This is a genomic window from Oleiphilus sp. HI0043, assembly GCF_001634935.1.
Genome location: NZ_LWEY01001354.1, coordinates 1 through 1,449, shown reverse-complemented (window position 1 = coordinate 1,449; position 1,449 = coordinate 1). Strand labels below are relative to the sequence as shown.

Annotated in this window: 2 protein-coding genes; both read left to right on the top strand. The window is 45.0% G+C overall.

Annotation, left to right across the window (positions count from 1 at the left end):
• Positions 1–1,208, top strand: a 1,208-nt coding sequence (gene infB, locus A3729_RS18270) for a translation initiation factor IF-2 (protein ID WP_068634169.1), incomplete at its 5' end; no start/stop codon positions are given.
• A 28-nt stretch (positions 1,209–1,236) separates the two neighbouring features.
• A partial coding sequence (locus tag A3729_RS18265; protein WP_197475908.1) for a ribosome-binding factor A occupies positions 1,237–1,449 on the top strand: 213 nt, incomplete at its 3' end.

Sequence of the window (1,449 nt, the reverse complement as noted above, 5' to 3'; positions counted from 1 at the left end):
CAAATATGCCGATCGTTGTTGCGGTAAACAAAATGGATAAAGAGCAAGCAGATCCTGATCGTGTTAAAAATGAACTAGCGACGAAAGAAGTTATCCCCGAAGACTGGGGTGGCGATGTCCAGTTTGTAAACGTTTCTGCGCATACCGGTGAAGGTATTGATGCTTTGCTTGATGCTGTATTGCTTCAAGCTGAGCTTCTAGAGTTAACAGCTGCCAAGAACGTTCCGGCAAAAGGTGTTGTTGTGGAATCTAGCCTTGATAAAGGCCGTGGTGCTGTATCAACAGTATTGATACAGAACGGTACACTTCGTGGTGGTGATATCGTTATTGCGGGCATGTGTTACGGTCGCGTTCGAGCGATGCTTGATGAAAATGGTCAGCCAATTAAAGATGCAGGCCCGTCTATTCCAGTTGAGATACTGGGTCTTAATGGCACGCCTGATGCGGGTGACGAGTTTGTTGTTGTTGAGAGCGAGCGAAAGGCACGTGAAGTAGCTGAGTTCCGCGAAGAGAAGAGCCGAAAGGATCGCTTGCAGCGTCAACAGGCTTCTAAGCTTGAGAACATGTTTAGCAATATGGGCCAAGATGAAGTTCGTACTTTGAACGTTGTTCTGAAAACTGACGTGCGTGGTTCTTTGGAGGCGCTGACGGCATCATTGAATGACATTGGTAATGAAGAAGTTCAAGTAAGAATCGTGGGTAGTGGTGTCGGTGGTATTACCGGTACTGATGCTAACCTGGCTTTAACTACCAATGCGGTAATTGTTGGCTTTAACGTTCGTGCTGATGCTTCTGCAAGAAAGATTATTGATGAAGAAGGTCTGGATCTTCGCTACTACAGCGTTATCTACGATATTATTGATCACGTTAAGCAAGCTCTAACTGGCATGCTAGCTCCTGAGTTTAAAGAAGAGATTGTCGGCATCGCTGAAGTTCGTGACACCTTTAAGTCTCCTAAGTTTGGTCAGGTTGCGGGTTGTATGGTGCTTGAAGGTACGATCTACCGTAATAAGAAGATTCGCGTATTGCGTGACGATATCGTGATCTTTGAAGGCGAGTTAGAATCATTGCGTCGCTTTAAGGATGACGTTAATGATGTTCGTTCAGGTACTGAATGTGGTATCGGTGTTAAGAACTATGACGTAAAAGTGGGCGATAAGATTGAGGTCTTCGATAAGATCTCTGTTGAACGTACACTCGATTCGTAATTAGTTTGATTAGCGGGATAAGTAGTTAATGGCGCAAGATTTTAAAAGAACAGATCGTATTGCTGATCAAATGCAACGCGATCTGGCAGAGTTGCTTCGTTCTTCAATGAAGGACCCTCGGGTTGGCATGGTAACAGTGAATCAAGTGGTGGTGGCCAAAGACCTCGGTTTTGCCGATGTTTATGTTACCTTACTCACAGTTGATGATCTGGATGCTGATGCGGCTGAGGTAAAAAGTACG